The 20,121-nt window shown below is 71.0% G+C and carries 18 protein-coding genes; 9 read left to right on the top strand and 9 right to left on the bottom strand.

The window, feature by feature from the left end; translation table 11 throughout:
• The first annotated feature begins 85 nt into the window (after positions 1 to 85).
• Entirely contained in the window at positions 86 to 1,540 is a 1,455-nt protein-coding gene (locus tag ATL45_RS34640) for an AMP-binding protein (RefSeq protein WP_093146941.1), read from the top strand.
• Between the two features lie 2 nt (positions 1,541 to 1,542).
• Here ATL45_RS34640 and ATL45_RS34635 read toward each other — a convergent pair whose 3' ends face one another.
• On the bottom strand, positions 1,543 to 2,247 hold the full coding sequence (locus ATL45_RS34635) for a hypothetical protein (protein WP_093146940.1): 705 nt from the start codon (positions 2,245 to 2,247) through the stop codon (positions 1,543 to 1,545).
• A 143-nt stretch (positions 2,248 to 2,390) separates the two neighbouring features.
• On the opposite strand from ATL45_RS34635, the gene ATL45_RS34630 reads away from it, so the two are divergent.
• Both ATL45_RS34630 and ATL45_RS34625 read left to right on the top strand, forming a co-directional pair.
• A complete protein-coding gene (locus ATL45_RS34630; RefSeq protein ID WP_093146939.1) occupies positions 2,391 to 2,612 on the top strand; it encodes a LapA family protein in 222 nt (73 codons plus the stop codon).
• Positions 2,613 to 2,681: 69 nt separating this feature from the next.
• Positions 2,682 to 2,969 (top strand): DUF1540 domain-containing protein, encoded by a 288-nt coding sequence (locus tag ATL45_RS34625; RefSeq protein WP_342775330.1) that lies wholly within the window; start codon positions 2,682 to 2,684, stop codon positions 2,967 to 2,969.
• Positions 2,970 to 3,016: 47 nt separating this feature from the next.
• Here the strand turns inward: ATL45_RS34625 and ATL45_RS34620 are convergent, their stop codons facing one another.
• Together ATL45_RS34620 and argG are read right to left on the bottom strand one after the other, a co-directional pair.
• Complete coding sequence (locus ATL45_RS34620; RefSeq protein WP_093146938.1) at positions 3,017 to 3,478, bottom strand: PPOX class F420-dependent oxidoreductase; 462 nt, start codon at positions 3,476 to 3,478, stop codon at positions 3,017 to 3,019.
• 119 nt (positions 3,479 to 3,597) lie between these two features.
• On the bottom strand, positions 3,598 to 5,016 hold the full coding sequence (gene argG / locus ATL45_RS34615; RefSeq protein WP_093146937.1) for an argininosuccinate synthase: 1,419 nt from the start codon (positions 5,014 to 5,016) through the stop codon (positions 3,598 to 3,600).
• 206 nt (positions 5,017 to 5,222) lie between these two features.
• Here argG and ATL45_RS34610 point away from each other — a divergent pair, with 206 nt between their 5' ends.
• From ATL45_RS34610 to ATL45_RS34595, 4 genes are all read left to right on the top strand, one after another.
• Complete coding sequence (locus ATL45_RS34610) at positions 5,223 to 6,644, top strand: UDP-N-acetylmuramoyl-L-alanyl-D-glutamate--2,6-diaminopimelate ligase (protein WP_170210426.1); 1,422 nt, start codon at positions 5,223 to 5,225, stop codon at positions 6,642 to 6,644.
• Positions 6,645 to 7,240: 596 nt separating this feature from the next.
• Entirely contained in the window at positions 7,241 to 8,275 is a 1,035-nt protein-coding gene (locus ATL45_RS34605; protein WP_093146935.1) for an NAD(P)/FAD-dependent oxidoreductase, read from the top strand.
• Positions 8,276 to 8,491: 216 nt separating this feature from the next.
• Entirely contained in the window at positions 8,492 to 10,393 is a 1,902-nt protein-coding gene (locus ATL45_RS34600) for a S9 family peptidase (RefSeq protein ID WP_177241895.1), read from the top strand.
• A 134-nt stretch (positions 10,394 to 10,527) separates the two neighbouring features.
• Positions 10,528 to 12,183 carry a bifunctional metallophosphatase/5'-nucleotidase gene (locus tag ATL45_RS34595; protein WP_246025900.1) on the top strand — a complete coding sequence of 552 codons (1,656 nt, stop codon included), beginning with the start codon at positions 10,528 to 10,530 and terminating at the stop codon, positions 12,181 to 12,183.
• A gap of 12 nt (positions 12,184 to 12,195) precedes the next feature.
• On the opposite strand, the gene ATL45_RS34590 is transcribed toward ATL45_RS34595, so the two are convergent.
• Both ATL45_RS34590 and ATL45_RS34585 read right to left on the bottom strand, forming a co-directional pair.
• Entirely contained in the window at positions 12,196 to 13,005 is an 810-nt protein-coding gene (locus tag ATL45_RS34590; protein ID WP_246025722.1) for an ion transporter, read from the bottom strand.
• Between the two features lie 140 nt (positions 13,006 to 13,145).
• On the bottom strand, positions 13,146 to 13,925 hold the full coding sequence (locus ATL45_RS34585) for a sporulation protein (protein WP_093146932.1): 780 nt from the start codon (positions 13,923 to 13,925) through the stop codon (positions 13,146 to 13,148).
• A gap of 419 nt (positions 13,926 to 14,344) precedes the next feature.
• Between ATL45_RS34585 and ATL45_RS34580 the strand changes: the two genes are divergently transcribed.
• Together ATL45_RS34580 and ATL45_RS34575 are read left to right on the top strand one after the other, a co-directional pair.
• Positions 14,345 to 15,676, top strand: a complete 1,332-nt coding sequence (locus ATL45_RS34580) for a hemolysin family protein (protein WP_121505442.1) — start codon at positions 14,345 to 14,347, stop codon at positions 15,674 to 15,676.
• On the top strand, positions 15,673 to 16,713 hold the full coding sequence (locus ATL45_RS34575) for a hemolysin family protein (protein WP_093146919.1): 1,041 nt from the start codon (positions 15,673 to 15,675) through the stop codon (positions 16,711 to 16,713). Before ATL45_RS34580 ends, ATL45_RS34575 begins: the two co-directional genes overlap by 4 nt.
• Before the next feature lie 76 nt (positions 16,714 to 16,789).
• Here ATL45_RS34575 and ATL45_RS34570 read toward each other — a convergent pair whose 3' ends face one another.
• The 4 genes from ATL45_RS34570 to ATL45_RS34555 all read right to left on the bottom strand — a co-directional run bounded on the left by ATL45_RS34570 (position 16,790) and on the right by ATL45_RS34555 (position 19,820).
• The gene (locus ATL45_RS34570) at positions 16,790 to 17,185 is read right to left on the bottom strand and encodes a Zn-ribbon domain-containing OB-fold protein (protein WP_093146918.1); all 396 of its coding nucleotides are present in this window, start codon (positions 17,183 to 17,185) and stop codon (positions 16,790 to 16,792) included.
• A 16-nt stretch (positions 17,186 to 17,201) separates the two neighbouring features.
• Positions 17,202 to 18,374 carry a thiolase family protein gene (locus ATL45_RS34565; RefSeq protein WP_093146917.1) on the bottom strand — a complete coding sequence of 391 codons (1,173 nt, stop codon included), beginning with the start codon at positions 18,372 to 18,374 and terminating at the stop codon, positions 17,202 to 17,204.
• Between the two features lie 150 nt (positions 18,375 to 18,524).
• Positions 18,525 to 19,100, bottom strand: coding sequence for a class F sortase (locus ATL45_RS34560; RefSeq protein ID WP_246025721.1), 576 nt, complete (start codon positions 19,098 to 19,100; stop codon positions 18,525 to 18,527).
• Positions 19,101 to 19,175: 75 nt separating this feature from the next.
• Positions 19,176 to 19,820, bottom strand: coding sequence for a GVDTG sorting domain-containing protein (locus ATL45_RS34555; RefSeq protein WP_143121555.1), 645 nt, complete (start codon positions 19,818 to 19,820; stop codon positions 19,176 to 19,178).
• Between the last annotated feature and the right edge of the window lie 301 nt (positions 19,821 to 20,121).

The following is a 20,121-nucleotide window of genomic DNA, read 5'->3' as shown; positions in this document are numbered from 1 at the left end:
CGCGGTGCCGACGCGCATACGTTCGGATCTCGGCAGCCGGGCCAGGGCCGCCGCACGCAGATCACCGACGGAGGAGCGACCGCAGATGACCACCGGCTCGACGGCGCTGGCAGCGCGACTGCGCGAACTCGTGGCGCAGGCGCCCGACCGCCCGGCGGTCACCGACGACCGCGTGACGCTGACCCGCGCGGAGCTCGACCGGCGCACCAACCAGCTCGCGCGCCGGTTCGCCTCGCTCGGCGTCACCCGGGGATCGATGGTGTCGATCGCGCTGGTCAGCCAGGTGCGACACGTGGAGTGCTCGATCGCGGCGTGGAAGCTCGGCGCGATCCCGCAGCCGCTGTCGCACCGGCTCCCGCCCGCCGAGCTGGCGTCGCTGGTGGAGGTCGCCGATCCGGCGCTCGTGGTCGGGCTCCCGCCGCAGGACCAGCGCCCGTGGCTGCGCGGTGACGAGGACGTCGCGGACGAATCCGACGCCGCGCTGCCCGACGTCATCGGACCGGCGTGGAAGGCCCCCACCTCGGGTGGCAGCACCGGCAGGCCCAAGCTGATCGTCTCCGGGCGGGAGGCCAGCGCCGAGGGCGTTCTCGCGGGTATCGATCACCTGCGCCTGGAACCGGATGGCGTCGTGCTCACCACCGCGCCGCTGTACCACAACGCGCCCTACATGTTCTCGCTGATCGGGTTGCTCCAGGGCAGCCACGTGGTGCTGATGTCGCGGTTCGACGCGGATCGCGCGCTGGACCTGATCGAGCAGCACGCGGTCACCTGGCTCTACGTGGTGCCCACCATGATGGGGCGGATGCTGCGGCTGCCCGCCGAGCGCCGGGCTGCGGTGGACGTCTCCTCGCTGCGGACCGTCTTCCACGTCGGAGCGCCGTGCCCGCAGCACGTCAAGCGCGGCTGGATCGACTGGGTCGGCCCGGAGAAGGTCCTGGAGGTCTACGCGGGCACCGAATCGCTGGCCAGCACGATGATCGACGGAACGGCGTGGCTGCAGCGGCCCGGTTCCGTCGGCCAGGTCGTCGCCGGCGAGATCACCGCCCGCGACGAGGACTTCCGGGAGCTGCCACCGGGCGAGGTGGGCGAGCTGTGGCTGCGCCGCAGCCCGGGCAGCCCGCCCTCCTACCGCTACGTCGGCGCTGATCCCCGGGCGCGCGACGGCTGGGAATCGCTCGGCGACATGGGCCGCTTCGACGCCGACGGCTACCTCTACCTCGCCGACCGCAGCACGGACGTCATCCTGGTCGGCGGCGCGAACGTCTACCCGGCCGAGGTCGAGAACGCCCTGGCCGAGCACCCGCAGGTCGCGTCGAGCGCGGTGATCGGGCTGCCCGACGACGACCTCGGCAACGTCGTCCACGCGATCCTGGAGACCACTCTGCCGCTGAGCTCCGAAGACCTCCTGGAGCACCTGCGCGCCCGGCTTGCGCCGTACAAGATCCCGAGGTCCTTCGAGTTCACCACCGAGCAGCTCCGCGACGACGCGGGCAAGGTCCGCCGCAGCGAACTGCGCGCGACCCGGATCGGGGGTGCCTGAGCTCAGGCCGGTCCGACGGCGCCTCGCCGCTGCGGGCTGATGCTGGGCAGGTGCTCGCGGACCAGCAGACCACTCATGACCAGCAGCCACAGCGCGGTCAGCGCGTTCGGGACGTAAGCGGCGAGCACGCTGTCGGGTGCCAGCACCCCGGCACCGCTGATCACCGTGATCGCGCCGAGAACCCGGATCAGGGCGACGAAACCGGTGAACCAGCCGGCCCACGCCGGGAACACCTCGGTGCGCATGATGGCCACCGCGCAGGCGGCCAGCGGCAGCGCCAGGGCCAGCCCGGCGACCGCCCGCACCACCATGAGCGCGGAGTAGGGCACCGAAGCGAGCGCGAGCAGCATCGGGTGGGTGGTCAGCGCGTGCACCAAGCCGCCGAACATCGCGGTGGCGAGGAAGCCGGTGGTGGCGGTGATCGCGAACCCGCTCAGCACCACGGCGGGCGCGTCGCTGTCGGGATCGGCCAGCCGGAACGCGGTGGCCAGCGTGGCGCCGAACCACATGAACAGCACGACGGCCGCCGCGGCGAGCACGACCGCGGTCAGGATCACGCCGCGGGAGAAGAACAGGTAGCTGGCGATCGAGTTGGTGGACTCGGTGATCCGCGGGGCGCCGCGCACCAGGATGCTCGCGATGATGGCGAGCACGAGCGAGGCGAGCCCGGCCAGCCCGCCCCAGCGCATTTCGTGGCCGTTGTGCATCGTTTCCTCCAGCGGAGTGCGACTGCGGAGAACGTCTCGACCGTCGCGGCTGGTCACGGTGTTGTCACCGGGCGAAAGTCCTCAATCACCGCTGTGACGTTGTGCTCTGGACCCGGCCACCGCGTGCTGACCACACTGGTCAGGTGGTGAAGCAACGCGAACCCGCTCGACGCCGGGTACCGGCACGGGTGGTGACGGGCTTGGCGCTGGCCGTGCTGGCCGTGGTGCTCGCCGTGGAGAACCGGGGTCTCGTCGAGATCCGGCTCCTGATTCCGGTGGTGACGCTGCCGCTGTGGACGGCGCTGGCCGGAATGCTCATCATCGGCATCGTCGTCGGACTGCTCGTGGGCCGGCCGCGGAAGTGATGCCCGCGCGGTTACCCCAGACCGTTCCGGGGAAGCCCTCATCAGACAGCACGACGCGAGGGGGACCCCATGATGGAGATGCCGCTGGTCAACAACTGCACCGCGACCGAGTGCGCGTTCAACGACCACCAGAACTGCCACGCGCTGGCGATCACCATCGGAGAACCGCGGCAACCGCAGTGCGACACCTTCGTCATGACCTCGGTCACCGGTGGTGATCCGGACTCGGTCGCGCACGTCGGCGCCTGCAAGATGGAGGACTGCCGCTACAACTCGCACCTGGAGTGCCAGGCGCCCGGGATCTCGGTCGGCCACGAGCACGACATCGTGGACTGCCTGACCTACCAACCGGCCTGATCTCCCGGCACCGACCGGGAGCAGGTCATCCGGCGCGGTGACCGAGTTCAGTCGGCGAGGCGGGCGGGGAAGCCTCCGGTGGCGATCGGGCCCCAGCGCTCGGGGGTGACGCGGATCAGGGACTTGCCCTGCTTGCGCATCGCCTCGCGGTACTCGTCCCAGTCCGGGTGCTCGCCCGCGATGTTGCGGAAGTACTCGACCAGCGGTTCCACCGAGTCCGGCGCGTCGATCACCTCGGCCGTGCCGTCGACCTGGACCCACGGGCCGTTCCAGTCGTCGGACAGCACGATCACGCTCACCCGCGGGTCGCGCTTGGCGTTGCGGGTCTTCGCGCGCTCCGGGTAGGTCGACATCACCAGCCGGCCCGCGTCGTCCACGCCGCAGGTCAGGGGCGAGCCCTGCGGGCTGCCGTCGGTCCTGGTGGTGAGCAGGATCGCGCGGTGCCGCGGGCGGACGAAATCCAGCAGTCCGGACAGCTCCACCCTCGTGTTGGTGGCGATCTGGGGCATCGCGGAGACCTCCTCGTGCGCGACCTGCGTTGGCGCCCATCTTGCCCCGCGTTCATCGCGGACGCCGGAAAGCCGCCGCGGGAGGCGTGCCTCCCGCGGCGGCCTGGGCGTTCAGGTGCTCAGTCCGTGCCGGACTCCATCGCGGCGCGGTCCAGGTAGCCCGATTCGGTGGAGTCGTCGGCGCCGACCGAGGCGATCGCCTCGGCGCCACCGGCCTGCAGGGAGCCGACCAGCTCGGTGTGGGCCGGGCCGACCAGGCCGAGCTGGGCGTAGGTCTCCAGCTTGGCGCGGGAGTCGGCGATGTCCAGGTTGCGCATGGTCAGCTGGCCGATCCGGTCCACCGGGCCGAAGGCGGCGTTCTCGGTGCGCTCCATGGACAGCTTGTCCGGGTGGTAGGAGAACGCCGGGCCGGTGGTGTTCAGGATCGAGTAGTCCTCGCCGCGGCGCAGCCGCAGGGTGACCTCGCCGGTGACCGCCGAGCCGACCCAGCGCTGCAGCGACTCCCGCAGCATCAGCGACTGCGGGTCCAGCCAGCGGCCCTCGTACATCAGGCGGCCCAGCTTGCGGCCCTCGTTGTGGTAGTTGGCGACGGTGTCCTCGTTGTGGATCGCGTTGACCAGCCGCTCGTAGGCGATGAACAGCAGGGCCATGCCCGGGGCCTCGTAGATGCCGCGGCTCTTGGCCTCGATGATCCGGTTCTCGATCTGGTCGCTCATGCCCAGGCCGTGCCTGCCGCCGACCGCGTTGGCCTCGTGCACCAGGTCGACGGCGGAGGCGAACTCCTTGCCGTTGATCGCGACCGGGCGGCCCTGCGCGAAGGTGATCGTGACGTCCTCGGTGGGGATCTCGACCGACGGGTCCCAGAACCGCACGCCCATGATCGGGTCGACGATCTCGACCCCGGTGTCGAGGTGTTCCAGCTGCTTGGCCTCGTGGGTGGCGCCCCAGATGTTGGCGTCGGTGGAGTAGGCCTTCTCCGCGCTGTCGCGGTAGGGCAGGCCGTGCTCCTGCAGCCACTCCGACATCTCCTGGCGGCCGCCGAGCTCGCCGACGAAGTCGGTGTCCAGCCACGGCTTGTAGATCCGCAGGCGCGGGTTGGCCAGCAGCCCGTAGCGGTAGAACCGCTCGATGTCGTTGCCCTTGAAGGTGGAGCCGTCGCCCCAGATCTCCACCCCGTCCTCGAGCATCGCGCGGACCAGCAGGGTGGCGGTCACAGCCCGGCCCAGCGGGGTGGTGTTGAAGTAGGTCCGACCGGCCGAGCGGATGTGGAACGCGCCGCAGGTCAGCGCGGCCAGGCCTTCCTCGACCAGCGCCTCGCGGCAGTCCACCAGGCGGGACATCTCGGCGCCGTAGGACTTGGCGCGGCCGGGGATGGAGGCGATGTCGGTCTCGTCGTACTGCCCGATGTCGGCGGTGTAGGTGTAGGGGACGGCGCCCTTCTCGCGCATCCAGGCCACCGCGACGGAGGTGTCGAGACCTCCGGAGAAGGCGACGCCGACTCGCTGGCCGACCGGGAGACTCGTCAGAACCTTGGACATGACTTAAGAGTATGCGATGGACTGCATGATTATGAAATCGGGGGTGGAAAGATGCCGTGACCTGCGGTGATGATCAGGGCTGCCGGGTCGCGGAGGCATTGCGGGGGCCGTCGGCGGGTATGTCCGGTTGGTGTCGGGACAGCCGTCGTTTCCGGGGGACGATCGTGGAATGCGACTGCCGACGCGCCTGCAGCCTCTCCGCTGCGGTGCGCGGTCTGGGGGAAGCCGAGCTGCGGGGTGATGCCCGGATCTGCGACGTCGGCACCGACAGCAGGCAGGTGCGGCCGGGCGCGCTGTTCTGCGCCGTGCCGGGAACGCAGCGCGACGGGCACGCTTTCGCGGCCGAGGCGGTCGCGGCGGGGGCCGGCGCGCTGCTGGTGCAGCGGTTCGTCGACGTGCCGGTGCCCCAGGTGCGCGTTCCCGCCGTGCGGACTGCGGTGGGGCCGGTCGCCGCGCGAGTGCACGGCCACCCCGCGGATGCGCTCTCCATCGCCGCCGTGACCGGGACCAACGGCAAGACGACCACCGCGCACCTGCTCGAAGCGGCGCTCGCCGCCGGTGGCCTGCGCACCGGCTTGAGCTCCACGGTCGAGACCCGCGCTCCGGGGTGGCGGTGCCCGGCGGCGCTGACCACGCCGGATGCCGCCGAGCTGCAGCGGATGCTGTGCCGGATGCGCGCCGCGGGGGTTCAGGCGGCGGTCGTGGAGGTGTCCTCGCACGCGATCGACCAGCAGCGCACCGATCCGGTGCGGGCCGAGGTCGCGGTGTTCACCAACCTGAGCCCGGAGCACCTCGACTACCACGGCACGGTGGAGCAGTACTTCGCGGCCAAGGCCGCGCTGTTCACGCCGGAGCGCTGTCGCCGGGCCGTGATCAACATCGACGACCGGTGGGGCCGGCGACTGGCCGACCAGGCGCGGGTCCCGGTGGTGACCGTCGGGCGCAGCCCGCGCGCCGACGTGCGGGTGGCGGAGTCCGACGGGGTGCGCGTGGTCGTCAACGACAACGGTGAGCCGGTGGTGCTGACGGTGCCGGCAGCGACCGGGCGGCACGCCACCGGCCTGGCTGCGGCCTACGCGGCGGCTCGCCTGCTGGGAGTGTCCGGGCCGGCTGCGGCCCGTGGTCTGGGCGCCGCACTGCCGCCGGGCCGCTTCCAGCGCGTGGACGTCGGTCAGCCGTTCCTGGCAGTGGTCGACTTCGCGCACACGCCCACCGCGGTGGCCGAACTGATCGCGGCCGCGCGCCGGGCGAGCGGAGGCCGCGTGCACCTGGTCGTCGGGTGCGCCGGGAACCGCGACCGGTTCAGCCGCCCGGAGGTGGGGCGCGTCGCGCTGGCCGCCGACACCGCGGTCTTCACCGCCGACGATCCGTGCGGCGAGGATCCGGCGGAGATCACCGCGCAGGTGCTGACCGGCACGATCGGGCGCAGCGGTGGGGATCTGCTCGTGGAGCACGACCGGCGGGCGGCGATCGCCATCGCCGTCGGCCGCGCGGTGCCGGGCGACGTGGTGCTCGTCGCGGGCCGCGGTCACGAGCGCTTCCAAACGGTCGGCGGCGAGCAGCGCCCGTTCGACGATGCCGAGGTCGTCGAAGCCGCGCTGGCCGCCGAGGGGTGGACGCGCGAGTAGCTCCCGCGAACGCGAGAGCTACTCGGAGGGTTGTGATCACCTCACCGGGGACGCCCGGCTCGGATGATCGGGTTGGGAGCTAGGAGCTCGATGGGCCGGTCACCAGCGACCCCTGCGGCCCCAGTGGTGCCAACGGCCCCAGTGGTGCCATCCGCCCCACCAGCCACCCCAGTGGCCCCAGCCCCAGCCCCAGCCCCAACCCCAGCCGCCGCCCCAGTGACGGCTCGGGTTGCTGAAGACCGTGCTGATTTTCATGGTGATCCCTCGAAAATCCCGGACCGGAGTCCGGCTTCGGTGAAATTCCGTCGGATGATGCGTGCTGCGTGGACCGCAGCACCGGCGCACCTCCGGAGCCGTTGCGTTCGAACAGGCGGAAGCGCGCGGACTCGTGCTTCTCGGATCCAGCTGGATGCGCGGTACATGCGCACCACTCACGATAGGGCCGGACGACCCCCGATGAGCAGGGGCTTTCGCCCCGAACACGTTGGGTGGCAAGCGGTTGCACTCCGTATTCGGAGAATCATCCACAGTGGACCGAACGGCAAGCGGTTTGCCGTTTCCGCAAACGGAGTTGCCATCACTCGGGATCCGCTCGCATGGTGGTCGCGGAGGTGGTCGAGTTGACCGATCAGTTGGCGGAGGGCTACGACGTGGTGGTCGTCGGCGGTGGCGCCGCCGGTTTGAACGGGGCGCTGATGCTGGCCCGGGCGCGGCGCTCGGTGGCGGTGATCGACGCCGGCGAGCCGCGCAACGCACCGGCGTCTGCCGCGCACGGACTGCTGGGCCGCGACGGGATCAGCCCGGCGGAGCTGCTGGAGCGCGGCCGGGCGGAGGTGCGCGGTTACGGGGGCGAGGTGGTCTCCGGCGAGGTCCTCGCGGTGAACAGCGCGGACGGAGGCTTCTCGGTGCTGCTGGCCGACGGCCGCTCGACGCGGGCGCGGCGGCTGCTGGTGACCACCGGGCTGGTGGACGAGCTGCCGAAGGTGCCGGGGCTGCGCGAGCGGTGGGGCCACGACGTCCTGCACTGCCCGTACTGCCACGGCTGGGAGGTCCGCGACAAGGCCATCGGCGTGCTGGCCACCGGACCGATGTCGGTGCACCAGGCGCTGCTGTTCCGGCAGTGGAGCGCGGACATCGTGTTCTTCACCCGCACCGCCTCGCCGCTGGACGAGCAGGACGCGCGCAAGCTGATCGCCCGCGGGATCCGGGTGGTGGCGGGCGAGGTCGCGGGGATCGAGGTCACCGGCGACCGCCTCACCGGTGTGCGGCTGGCCGACGGGACCGTCGTCGCGCGCGAGGCGGTGGCGGTGGCGTCGCGGATGGTGGCGCGCGCCGGTTTCCTGGCCGATCTCGGCCTGCGGCCCCAGGAACACCCCAGCGGCATGGGCGAGCACGTCCCGGCCGATGCCGCCGGGCGCACCGCGGTCCCGGGCGTGTGGGTGGCGGGCAACATCACCGACCTGGCGGCGCAGGTCGGCGGCGCCGCTGCGGCGGGCGCGGTCGCCGCGGCCCAGATCAACGCCGACCTGGTGGCCGAGGAGGTCGACCGGGCGGTCGTCGGCCCGTTCTCCCCGGAATCCGAATCGCGGATCTGCGAACTGGTCGCCGGAGACCGCCGCCACGGTCTGTGAGCGCGGGCCACCGGTGCGGTGCCCGCCAGGGCACTTCACCGGGCTCGCCGGGGCCGGCGGTCCGCTTCGGCGGCCGGTGGTGAACCACTCGCGCCGATCATGACGTGTACGAGGCATGCCGGAGTTCGACCGTGCCCCGACGGCACCGTGCCGGATCACGTGGCAGCAGGCCGCGATCCCAGCTCCCGGCGCTGCCACCTCTGATCGGAGCACTGGATGACCGGAACGCCGCCGCAGCTGATCGCGGTGGAGGAGTTCTTCGCCGATCCGGTCTTCTCCGACGCGTCGATCTCGCCGGACGGGACGCGCATCGCCTACCTGGCGCCCAAGCACGGCCGGCCGAACGTGTGGGTGCGCGGGGTCGGCGAGGAGCACGAGGACGCGGTGTGCGTCACCAACGACGCCCGGCGCGGCATCAAGTCCTACTACTGGACCGACGATTCGCGCTGGCTGCTGTACCTCCAGGACACCGACGGCAACGAGGACTGGCACCTGCACCGGGTCGACCTCGACGCGCCGGGCGAACCGGCGGTCGACCTGACCCCGCTGCCCCCGGGACTGCGCGTGTTCGCCGTCGATCCGGCGAAACCGGCGCCCGGCGACGTGCTGGTCTGGATGAATCGACGGCCCGAGGCCATCGACGTGTTCCGCGTCGACGTAGCCACCGGCGAGGTGAAACTGCACCTGGAACAGCCCGAACCGGGCGGCACCGTCCTGCTGGACCGCGACGGCGAGCCGGCGTTCTGGTCGGTGCTGGCCGACGACGGCGCCTGCGAGTTCTCCGCCATCGATCCGGCGACCGGCCGCAAGCGGCTCCTGCGCCGCATGGGCGGCCCCGAACACCCGCACGGGCTGCCGCTGCAGATGGTGACGCCCGACGGGACGGGTCTGCTGGTCGGCGCCTACCAGGACTCCGACGACATGCGGCTGGTCCGGATCGACCGGACGACCGGCGCGGAGACCGCGGTCGCGGCCGTGGCCGGGCACAGCCTGTGCACCGCGGGCCTCGCCGGGCCCGGTGCGCCGCCGTCCACAGTGTTCACCAGCAGGCGGACCGGGGAGGTCATCGCGGCCCGCTTCGCCGGCGACCGACCGCGGATCGAAGTCCTGGACCCGCATTTCGCCGAGGTCCACGCGGCGCTGTCCGCGCTGTCCGACGGCGTGCTGCACTCGGTGTCGTCGGACGTGACCGAGCAGCGCTGGGTCGCCACGTTCATCCACGACCGCGACCCGGGGGCGACCTGGTTCTACGACCACGGCACGGGGGAGAGCCGGCTGCTGTTCCGCCCGCACCCGCAGCTGGACCCCGCCGACCTGGCGCCGATGACGGCGGTGACCTTCCCGGCCCGCGACGGGCTGCGGCTGCCCGCTTTCCTGACGCTGCCGGTCGGCGTCGAACCGCGGGACCTGCCGCTGGTGCTGCTGGTGCACGGCGGGCCGTGGTGCCACGACACCTGGTCCTACAACCCGACGGTGCAGTTCCTGGCCAACCGCGGGTACGCGGTGCTGCAGGTGAACTTCCGGGGCTCCACCGGCTACGGCAAGCGGCACATCACCGCCGCGATCGGCGAGTTCGCCGGGAAGATGCACGACGACCTCGTCGACGCCGCCGACTGGGCCGTGGCGCGCGGGTACGCCGACCCCGGCCGCATCGCGATCGCCGGCGGCTCCTACGGCGGCTACGCGGCGCTCGTCGGCGCGACGGCCACGCCGGACTACTTCGCCGCTGCGGTGGACTGCGCGGGCATCTCCAACCTGGCGAACTTCATGCGCACGCTGCCGCCGTTCACCAGGCCCGCGATGACCAACAGCTGGTACCGCTACGTCGGCGACCCCGAGGATCCCGCCCAGGAAGCGGACATGCTGGCCCGCTCGCCCGTCACCATGGTCGAGCGGATCCGCACGCCGCTGCTGGTCGCCCAGGGCGCCGACGACGTCCGCGTGATCCAGGACGAATCGGTCAACATCGTCGAGCCGCTGCGGGCGCGCGGTGTGCCGGTCGAGCACCTCGTCGCCGCGGGCGAGGGCCACGGTTTCGAGCACCCGGAGAGCAAGGTGCTGCTGCACCGCGCGATCGAGCGGCACTTCGCCGACCACCTCGGCGGTCGCCGCTGCTAGCGACCGTCCTCGGTAGACGGATCGACCGGAATCCCTGGCCTCCGCCGCGCGCAGCGGGCAAGATCTGCTGGCGTCGCAGGACCTCGGGAGGAGAGTCAGTGAGACCAGGTCGGTTCGGCCGCCGCGCGGCGGCGTTGGGGACAGCGGTGCTGGCCACCGCCGCGCTGTCGGGAGCACCGGTGAGCGCGGCACCCGCCACCGTGGACGTCCGGCTGATCGCGTTCAACGATCTGCACGGAAACCTGGACCCGCCCGCGGGTTCCTCGGGACGGGTCACGCTGCCCGACGGCAGCACGGTCGACGCGGGCGGCGCGGCCTACCTGGCCACGCACGTGGCCCAGCTGCGCGGCGAGGCCGGCACCTCGCTGGTGCTCTCGGCGGGCGACAACATCGGCGCCTCGCCGGTGAACTCCGCGCTGTTCCACGACGAGCCGACCGTCGAGTTCCTCAACCAGCTCGGCGTGGCAGCCTCCGTGGTCGGCAACCACGAGTTCGACGAGGGCTACGCCGAGCTGCAGCGGATCCAGTCCGGCGGCTGCCACGCCGAGGACGGCTGCCAGTTCCGGGAGTCCTTCGGCGGCGCGGACTTCCCGCAGCTGGGCGCCAACGTCGCCTTCGAGGACGGCGGGCCCGCGCTGCTGCCGTTCGGCATCGAGCTCGTCCAGGGCGTGCCGATCGGCATCATCGGCGTGACGCTGGAAGACCTGCCCGCGATGGTCACCCCGGAAGCGGTGCGGGGCCTGGCCTTCGGCGACGAGGTGGAGGCCATCGGCCGCACCGCCGACCTGCTGGACCGCGCCGGGGTCAAGGCGCAGGTCGTGCTGCTGCACCAGGGCGACAACACCGAGGGCGGCGGGCCCGACGACTGCCGCGTGACACCGGGCCCGGCCTCGGAGATCGCCGCGCACGCCTCGCCGAAGGTCGACGTCATCTTCACCGGGCACAGCCACCAGCAGTACAACTGCACGGTCCCGGATCCGGCGGGCAACCCGCGGACAGTGCTGCAGGGCGCGTCCTTCGGCCGGCTGCTGTCGGTGGCCGACCTGACGATCGACCGGCGCAGCAAGGACGTGGTGCGCCCGGAGACCAAGGCCCACAACCGGATCGTCACCCGCGACGTGCCCGCCGATCCCGCCGCGCAGCAGCTGATCGACGAGGCCACCGGCAAGGCCGCGCCGATCGCCAACCGCGAGATCGGCACGATCACCGGCGACCTGCTCCGCGAAGGCGCGCCCTCCGGCGAATCACCGCTCGGTGACGTGCTCGCCGACGCGCAGCTGGCGGCGACCCAGGCCAACGGCGCGCAGATCGCGATGACCAACCCCGGCGGCATCCGCACCGACCTCGTGCACGCGTCGTCCCCGGCGGGCGAGGGCGACGGCGTGGTCACCTACGGCGAGGCGTACGCGGTCCAGCCCTTCGGCAACGTCATGCAGATCCTGACGCTGACCGGCGAGCAGCTGAAGAACGTGCTGGAACAGCAGTGGCAGCCCGAGTCGACGCGCATCCTGCAGGTGTCGTCGACGCTGCGCTACAGCTACTCGGCTTCCGCACCGGCCGGGGCGAAGGTCTCCGGCATCACCGTCGCCGGTCAGCCGGTCGACCCGGCCGCGAGCTACCGCGTGTCGGTGAACAACTTCCTGTCCGCAGGGGGCGACGGGTTCACCGAGTTCACCAAGGGGACCGATGTCACCGGCGGCCCGGTCGACCTGGACGCCCTCGTCGACTACCTGGCCGCGCACCCGGACATCGCGCCGCCACCGGCCGACCGGATCACCGCGACGCCGTAGCTGCCGCCGGGGTCAGGAGCGCGCCGTGGGTGCGCTCCCGACCTCGGCGCGGAGTTCGCGGAGCTCGGCCCGCAGCCCGCGCACCTCGCCGAGCAGGTCCTGGACGGTCTCCGCGCTGTCGTCGTGCTCCTCGCGCTCCTTGCTGACCTGCGATTCCATCGCCGACACCGCGACCGCGATGAACAGGTTGAGCACCGTGAACGTGGTGACCGCGATGTAGCCGATGAAGAAGATCCAGGCCAGCGGTTCGGCGTCCATGACGCTGCGCGCCACCTCCGACCAGGCCTCCCCGGTCATCACCTGGAACAGCGTGAACAGCGAGTCGCCGAGGTCGCCGAAGTACTCCGGGGCGACCTCGCTGAACAGCTTGGTGGCGATCACCGATCCCACGTAGAGGATCAGCACGAGCAGCGCGGCGATCGACGCCATCCCGGGCACGGCGGTCAGCAGCGCGCCGACCACGCGCCGCATGTTCGGGACCGCCGAGATCAGCCGCAGCACGCGCAGGACGCGCAAGGCCCGCAGGACGCCGAAGGTTCCGGTGGTGGGCAGCAGCGAGACGCCGACGATGACGGCGTCGAAGCAGTTCCACGGATCCCGGAAGAACCGCCAGCCGTGGGCGTAGAGCCGGGCGGCGATCTCGATGGTGAACACCGCCAGCGCGATCCGGTCGATCGCGTGCAGCAGCCAGCCGTAGCCGGCCATCAGCGTCGCGGAGGTCTCGCAGCCGAGGGTGAAGGCGTTGACGAGGATGACCGCGATGATGACTCGCTGGAACGCCGGTGCGTCGACCAGCATGCGGACCCGTTCACGCGTGTTCACCGAAAGCTCCTGGCAGGACTGTGCTGGGCGGAAGTTGATGATCAACTTAGCGGGCGGGTCCGGCGTCCGCTGCACACGGTGGCCGCGGTGTCACTCAGCGCACACCGCCGGGTCCCGGCACCTGTCCAGCACACCCGCCGCTAGCGCGCCCGCTGTTCGGCGGTCTCCTGCAGCCAGCCCTGGATGCGCCCGGTCCAGTCGGCCGACGGCGCTTCGTCGTGGCTTTCCCGGAACCGGGTCTGGTCGGAAGCGGCGATCCGGCTGAGCTTGTCGACCGTCAGCACCACGTCCACGCCCTCGGCGTCCGCGACGAAGGTCAGCCAGACGTCGTTGAGGTACTCGGCCAGCGGTGGCGGCGAGAAGAACTCGATCTCCTGGAAGAACGGCAGCTCCTGCCGCACGCCGTCGAGCCGGTCGGGCGCCAGGCCGGTGCCGCGGAACTGGATGCCGAGACGCCCGAAGGCGTCCAGCACCGCTGCTTGCGCGGGCAGCGGCTCGATCGCGAACGGGTCGAGATCGCTCTTGGTCGAGATCTCCTCCTTGCCCGCCTCCGAGATGCGCAGCTCGGTGTGCACGCCCACGGCGATGCCGTCCAGGTGCATGCCCTGCACGTTGCTGATCGGCGCCTCCCACGGCATCGGGCACTCGAACGGGACGATCTTCTCCTCGCCGCCGCTCAGCTCGAAGCGCTCGGCGATCTCGGCGCGGTGGAACTCGACTGCGACCGGATCGCCGTAGCCGTTCTCCACGTGCACGGCGAAGCTCAGCGCGACGTGCTCGACGGTGATGTCCTGCTTGCCTGCCTTGATGCGGACATCGCCGGTGACGGTCGCGCCGGGGTGCGCATAGGGCTGGTGCAGCACGGTGTTCACCGCCGGTGCGCCGATCCCGAGCGAACCCAGGAGCTTCTTGAAGACCATGCCTGCGGTTCCTTCCTTCGTCCTCGCCTCGTGCGGCTGGACGATCCACAGCGGAGGGTGGGCCGCCCGTCGTCCACGCACACAGGAACGCACCGGGGCGGCACCGAGTTCCGGACGAAGCCGACGAAGATCGTGATCAACACAACACCACCCAATGGCGTGAACCGGGCATTCCTGGGTGCGCGCTGAGGGCCGGGTGTGCGGCGAACTTGATCCTCCGAAAGTGTGATCTGGGTCAACTTCACTCGACTGCGGGGTGATCTGTCCGGGCTATACTGCGTGTCCCTTTTCTCCGCTTCATCTCGAGGAGTGACGGCTTCAGTGCCTGCGGCACAATCCCCTGACGGGGGAAGTACCGGGCCGGGACGCGATCCCGGCCTTTCTGAGTTCGTGTGCGGTCGCCTGCGAGGTGGCCTGTGATGGAAATCCTGTTGGCCGTTCTGGGCCTGGTTTTCGTCGGCGTGCTCACCCTGGGCACCGGCCTGGCGGTGGCGGCCGAGTTCTCGCTGACTTCTCTTGAGCGCAGCACTGTTGATGCTCATGTGCATGCGGTGGGTGACAGGCGTGCGCGGGCGGTGCAGAAGGCGCATCGGTCGTTGTCGTTTCAGCTCTCGGGTGCGCAGGTCGCGATCACGTTGACGACGTTGGTCACCGGGTATGTGGCTGAGCCGTTGATCGGTGAGCTGATCCGCCCGGTGCTGCTGGCGGTGGGTGTTCCGGTGTCGGCGGCGGGTGCGGTGTCGTTGACGTTGGCGATCCTGTTGGCGACGACGTTGTCGATGGTGTTCGGGGAGATGGTCCCGAAGAACCTGGCGATCGCGCGGCCGTTGCCGACGGCGCGGGCGGTGTCGGGGTATCACGCGCGGTTCTCGCAGGTGTTCCGGTGGTTGATCGATGCGATGAACGACAGCGCGAACTGGGTGGTGCGCCGGTTCGGTGTGGAGCCGCAGGAAGAGCTGCGCTCTGCTCGCTCGCCGGAGGAGCTGGGGTCGATCGTGCGTTCCAGTGCCGAGCACGGGACGTTGGACGAGTCCACTGCGGAGTTGATGGACCGTTCGTTGCGGTTCGGTGACCGCACCGCCGAGGAGCTCATGACTCCGCGGGTGCGGGTGGAGGCTTTGCAGGTCGGTGACACGGTGATGGATCTGCTGGAGCTGGCCCGCCGTAGCGGGTTCTCCCGGTTCCCGGTGCACGGTGGCGATCTGGACGACATCCACGGCGTCGTCCACGTGAAGAAGGCGTTCGGGCTGCCTGCCGAGGAGCGCGAGCGGGTTCTCGTCGGCTCGCTGACCCAGCCGGTTCCGACCGTGCCGGAAACCCTCGACGGTGACGCGGTTCTGGAGACCCTGCGCGGTTCGGGGCTGCAGCTGGCCGTGGTGGTCGACGAGTACGGCGGTTCCGCGGGCATCGTGACCTTGGAGGACGTCGTCGAGGAGATCATCGGCGACGTCCGCGACGAGCACGACCGGGGCGAACTTCCGACGGTGCGGCGGATCGACGACCGCACGTGGATCGTCTCCGGGCTGCTGCGGCCGGACGAGCTCGCCGACGCCACCGGTTTCGCGATGCCCGACGGCGACTACGAGACCGCCGCCGGCTACGTGCTGAGCAAGCTCGGCCGGATCCCGGTCGTCGGTGACGAGATCACCGTGGACGGCTGGGTGCTCACGGTGTCCGAGATGGACCGCAACCGCATCGCCGAGTTCCGCCTCACCGGCAAGCCCGCCGACGCCGAGGAGGAAGAGCGATGAGTGACGGGTTCGCGATTCTGCTCGGTGTGGTGCTGCTGCTGTTGAACGCGTTCTTCGTGGGCGCGGAGTTCTCGCTGCTGTCCTCACGACGGGACCGGCTGGAAGCCCTGGCCGCACAGGGCAAGGGCCGGGCCCGGCTGGTGATCAGCGCCAGCCAGCAGGGCTCGCTCATGCTCGCCAGCGCCCAGCTCGGCATCACCCTGTGCTCCCTGGGCTTGGGGCGGCTGGGTGAGCCCGCGGTGGCCCATCAGCTGGAGATTCCGTTCAGCGCGTTGGGAATTCCAGAGCCGGTGACCCGCGCCGTGTCCTTCGCGATCGCGTTGGCGCTGGTCGTGGTGCTGCACGTGCTGATCGGGGAGATGGTCCCGAAGAACCTGGCCATCGCCGAACCCGAGAAGGTCGCCCTGTGGCTGGTGCCGCCACTGGTCGGGTTCGTCAAACTCGCCCGGCCCTTCATCGCGCTGTTCAACATGATGGCCAACACCATCCTCAAGCTCATGCGCGTGGAACCCAAGGACGAGCTCGACACCGCCTACACCTCCGCCGAACTCGCCGAACTCCTCGTCGAATCCCGCCGCGAAGGACTCATCGACCACTCCGAACACCGCCGCCTCGCCCAAACACTGTCCTCCGCCAACCACACCGTCACCGACGTCCTCGTCCCGACGGCGGAGCTGATCACGCTGCCGCAGCGCCCGACGCTCGGCGACGTGGAGCGGGCCGTGGCGGAGACCGGGTACTCCCGGTTCCCGGTGCGCGGAGCCGACGGCGGGATGCGCGGTTATCTCCACGTCAAGGACGTGCTCGACCAGATCGGGCACGACGACGCGACACCGGTGGCGGCTTGGCGGATCCGGCAGTTGCCGACGGTCCCGGCCGAGGCCCGGCTGGACGAAGCGCTCGCCTCGCTGCGGCGCTCGGGCAGTCACCTCGCCACCGCCGTCGACACCACCGGCGCACCCATCGGCGTCGTCGCCATGGAAGACCTCGTCGAGGAGTACGTCGGAACCGTCCGGGACACGACGCACGTGCGTTAGCCCGCGTTCTGGGGCGCTGTTCCACCACATCTGCGGTGGAGCAGCGCCCTGCTACTGCACCGCAGATGTGGTGGAGTCAGGCCGGCCGGAAGACGGGCACGGTCTCGCTGCCCTCGGCGTGGTCGAAGCCGACCGCGAGGGCCATGCCCGAGGTCACGTCCTCGGGTGCGATGTCGACGATCCGGGCGTACATCCACGGCCCTTCGGCCAGCTCCACCAGCCCGGCGACGATGCGCAGCTGCTCGCCGTCGACGGGGGAGCGGCCGTGCACCACGGTCCAGGTGACCAGCTCCGCCGTGCCGCTCGCGGGAGCCCAGGAAAGCGCGGTGCCACCGCAGGCCGAGCAGCTCTCCACGTTCGGGGCGCTGATCGACGAGCACGCCTCGCACCGGCGCAGCAGCAGTTCTCCGCGGGCGGTGCCGTCGTAGAAGGGAGCCGACGCGGCGTCGCGGGAGACCGGGACGATCGGCATGCGGGGTGTCCTCTCGTCAGCTGTGCGGGTGCGGGCTGAGCACGAGCGTCGCGTGGTGGGCCAGCAGGCCGCCGTTGCCGCTGACCAGCACGACGTCGTTGCGCGGCGCCTGCCGCGGCCCGCCGTGCCCGCGCGCCTGGATGATCGCTTCGGACAACGGGGTCATGCCCCACAGGTAGTAGGACGACAGCTGGCCGCCGCCGGTGTTGACCGCGAGCGAACCACCGGGACCGAGCGCACCGCTGGCGGCGAAGGGGCCACCTTCGCCCTTGGCGCAGAACCCGTAGTCCTCCAGCGTCAGCAGCACGGTGTAGGTGTAGCAGTCGTACAGCTCGGCCACGTCCACGTCGGAGATGCCGAGCCCAGCCATCTTCAGCGCCGCGGGGCCGGCCTGGGCCGCGCCGCTGACCAGGCCGAACCGGCCGTCGCGAGCATTCGGGTGGCCGACGTGGGACTGCGCGAAGCCGAGCACGTGCACCGGTGGCTGGCGGAGCTGGGCCGCGCGGTCGGCGGAAGTGACCACGACGGCGATCCCGCCGTTGCTGACCAGGCAGCAGTCGAGCAGGTGCAGCGGTTCGGCGATCCAGCGGGATGCCTGGTGGTCGGCGATGGTGATCGGCTCGCGCAGCTGCGCCAGCGGGTTCATCGCGGCCCAGGCCCGCTGCGCGACCGCGATCGCGCCGAGCTGCTCGGAGGTGGTGCCGTAGGTCTCCATGTGCCGCCGCGCGGCCAGGGCGTACACGGCGTTGACGCTGGTCAGGCCCGCTGCCGGGATCATCCCGGCGAAGCCGCTCGGCTGCGCCCTGCCCGCGTAGACGGCCCCGCTGCCCTTGCCCTCGCGCAGCGGGGCGTCGGCGAAGACGCACACGACCACGTCGGCCATCCCGGCTTGCACGGCCAGCGAGGCCTGCGTGACCATCGCGCCCGCCGAGGCGCCGAATGCCTGGATCTCCGAGAGCAGGCGAAGCTCCGGTAGCTGCAGCTGGGACTGCAGGTCGACGCCGATCTCCCCGGTGGTGCCGGAGTTGACGAGCAAACCATCCACATCGGACATATCGAGACCGGCGTCGGCGACCGCCAGCCGCACCGCGTCGGCGGCGAACCGGGCCGCGTCGCGGTCGTAGACCTTGCCCACCTCGGTGATGCCCAGCCCGGCGATCGCCGGGCGGCGGGCGGCCGAGCCGGTCATCCTGCCTCCAGCAGCTCGATGTGCGGACCCGCCCGCCATCGTGACCTCCGGAACGCGTGCGGCGCAAGGGTTCACCCGGCGTACCGGAGGCAGCGGTGGGGAGCGCGCGGGTGGGCAGCGAACCGCTGAGTCCACATCGGACAGCGGTGGTCACCGCAGATGGCCGTAGACGATCAGGTTGTCCTCGTAGCTGCGTCGCGACTCGTCGAACGCGCCTCCGCAGGTGATCAGCCGGATCTCCGGGCGCGCGACGTCGCCGTAGACGGCTTCGGTGGGGAACCGGTCCTTGGCGACCGTCTGCATGCGGTCGACCACGTAGGTCACCCGGGAGCCGTCCGCGCGCTCCACCTCGACCGGATCGCCCGGGCGGAGGTCGCGCAGCCGGTGGAAGACACCGGCCTCGCGATAGGAGTCGACGTGGCCCAGCACGACGAAGGGGCCGACCTCACCGGCTCCCGGGCCGAGCCGGAACCAGCCCGCCTGCCCGGGCTGGTCGATCGGCGGTACTTCGGCCGAGCCGTCGGGGTTGAGCCCCAGTGGGATGAGCGACGATTCGGCGTCGATGCTGGGCAGGTCGATGGCGCGCGGCCGCAGATCGCCCGGAACCGCGGCGGCGGGCGCCGCCGCCGGTGGTCGGGCGGAACGCGCGTCGACCGGCTGGGGGTCCGCCGCGACGGCGACCGCCAGCAGCACGGCCGACCACAGCAGGAGAATCGCGGTTCGCACGGCGGACCTCCACCCGTTCGGTCGAACGGGCCGGCGGTGCGCACCCACCGGGCACGCACCACCAGCCCGCTCGGATCAGTCGCGCTGCTCGACTCGGCGGCGGCGGTGCAGGTAGGCACCACCGGCTGCCAGCGCGGTGAGCGCCAGCCCGCCCGCTGCCAGCAGCGGAGCGGAGCCGCCGGTGCTCTCCTGCGCCATGGCACCACCGCCGGCCTGGACGCCACCCGTCGGCATCTGCTCGACCTGCGGCTGCTGCATGGGCTTCGGAGCCTGCGGCTTCTGGGTCGGTCTCTGAGTCGGTTGCTGGGTCGGTTGCTGAGTCGGCCGCTGCGTCGGCTGCTCCTCCTGGACCGGCTGCTGAGCAGGCTGCTCAACCGGCTGCTGAGCGGGCGGCGGGGCCTGCGGCGGAGGCGCGACGGCCGGCGGCGGTGCGACCTCGGGCGGAGGCGCGACGGCCGGCGGCGGCTTGACGGCCGGCGGCTTGACCTCCTCGCACTCGCCCGGCTTGCAGGGCGGTGGCGGCGGGCAGTCTTCGGGCTTGCAGTCGTGCTGCGGTGGCGAGCAGTTGTCGTCACCCGGCTTGCACTGGTCCTCGTCCACGGTGAGCACCGGGGTCAGCGCCGGGCTCGGTGCCGCACCGGCGGCCAGTGGGGTCAGGCTGAACGACGCGCCCAGCACGAAGGCGGCAAGGCCGCCGATGCGCACTAGCTTTGCGGACACCTGAACCTCCTTTGATCAGTTGAGTGGAAATACTCGCTCAAAATCATTTGTAGAACGCCTCGCGAGATTTGAAAGGAGGCTGTTCGTACGGTAAGCACCTATTTCGCGTTCGGCAGCCGCAGGAATACATGATCATACGATCGGGGTGGTGTTGATGTGTCCATTCGGGATTCAACATCACTGATCGTGAAAACAAGGTCGAAAACGAGACGATCGACGAGCCGTTGTCGACATTTGTCGATCTGGATCGGGTGACATCGCTACGGATCGTGACATTGTCACTTTAGTTGCAGCGGCTGCT

Origin of the sequence: Saccharopolyspora antimicrobica (assembly GCF_003635025.1) — a bacterium.
GTDB classification, from domain to species: Bacteria; Actinomycetota; Actinomycetes; order Mycobacteriales; family Pseudonocardiaceae; genus Saccharopolyspora; species Saccharopolyspora antimicrobica.
This window is presented reverse-complemented; position numbering and strand designations above follow the sequence as displayed.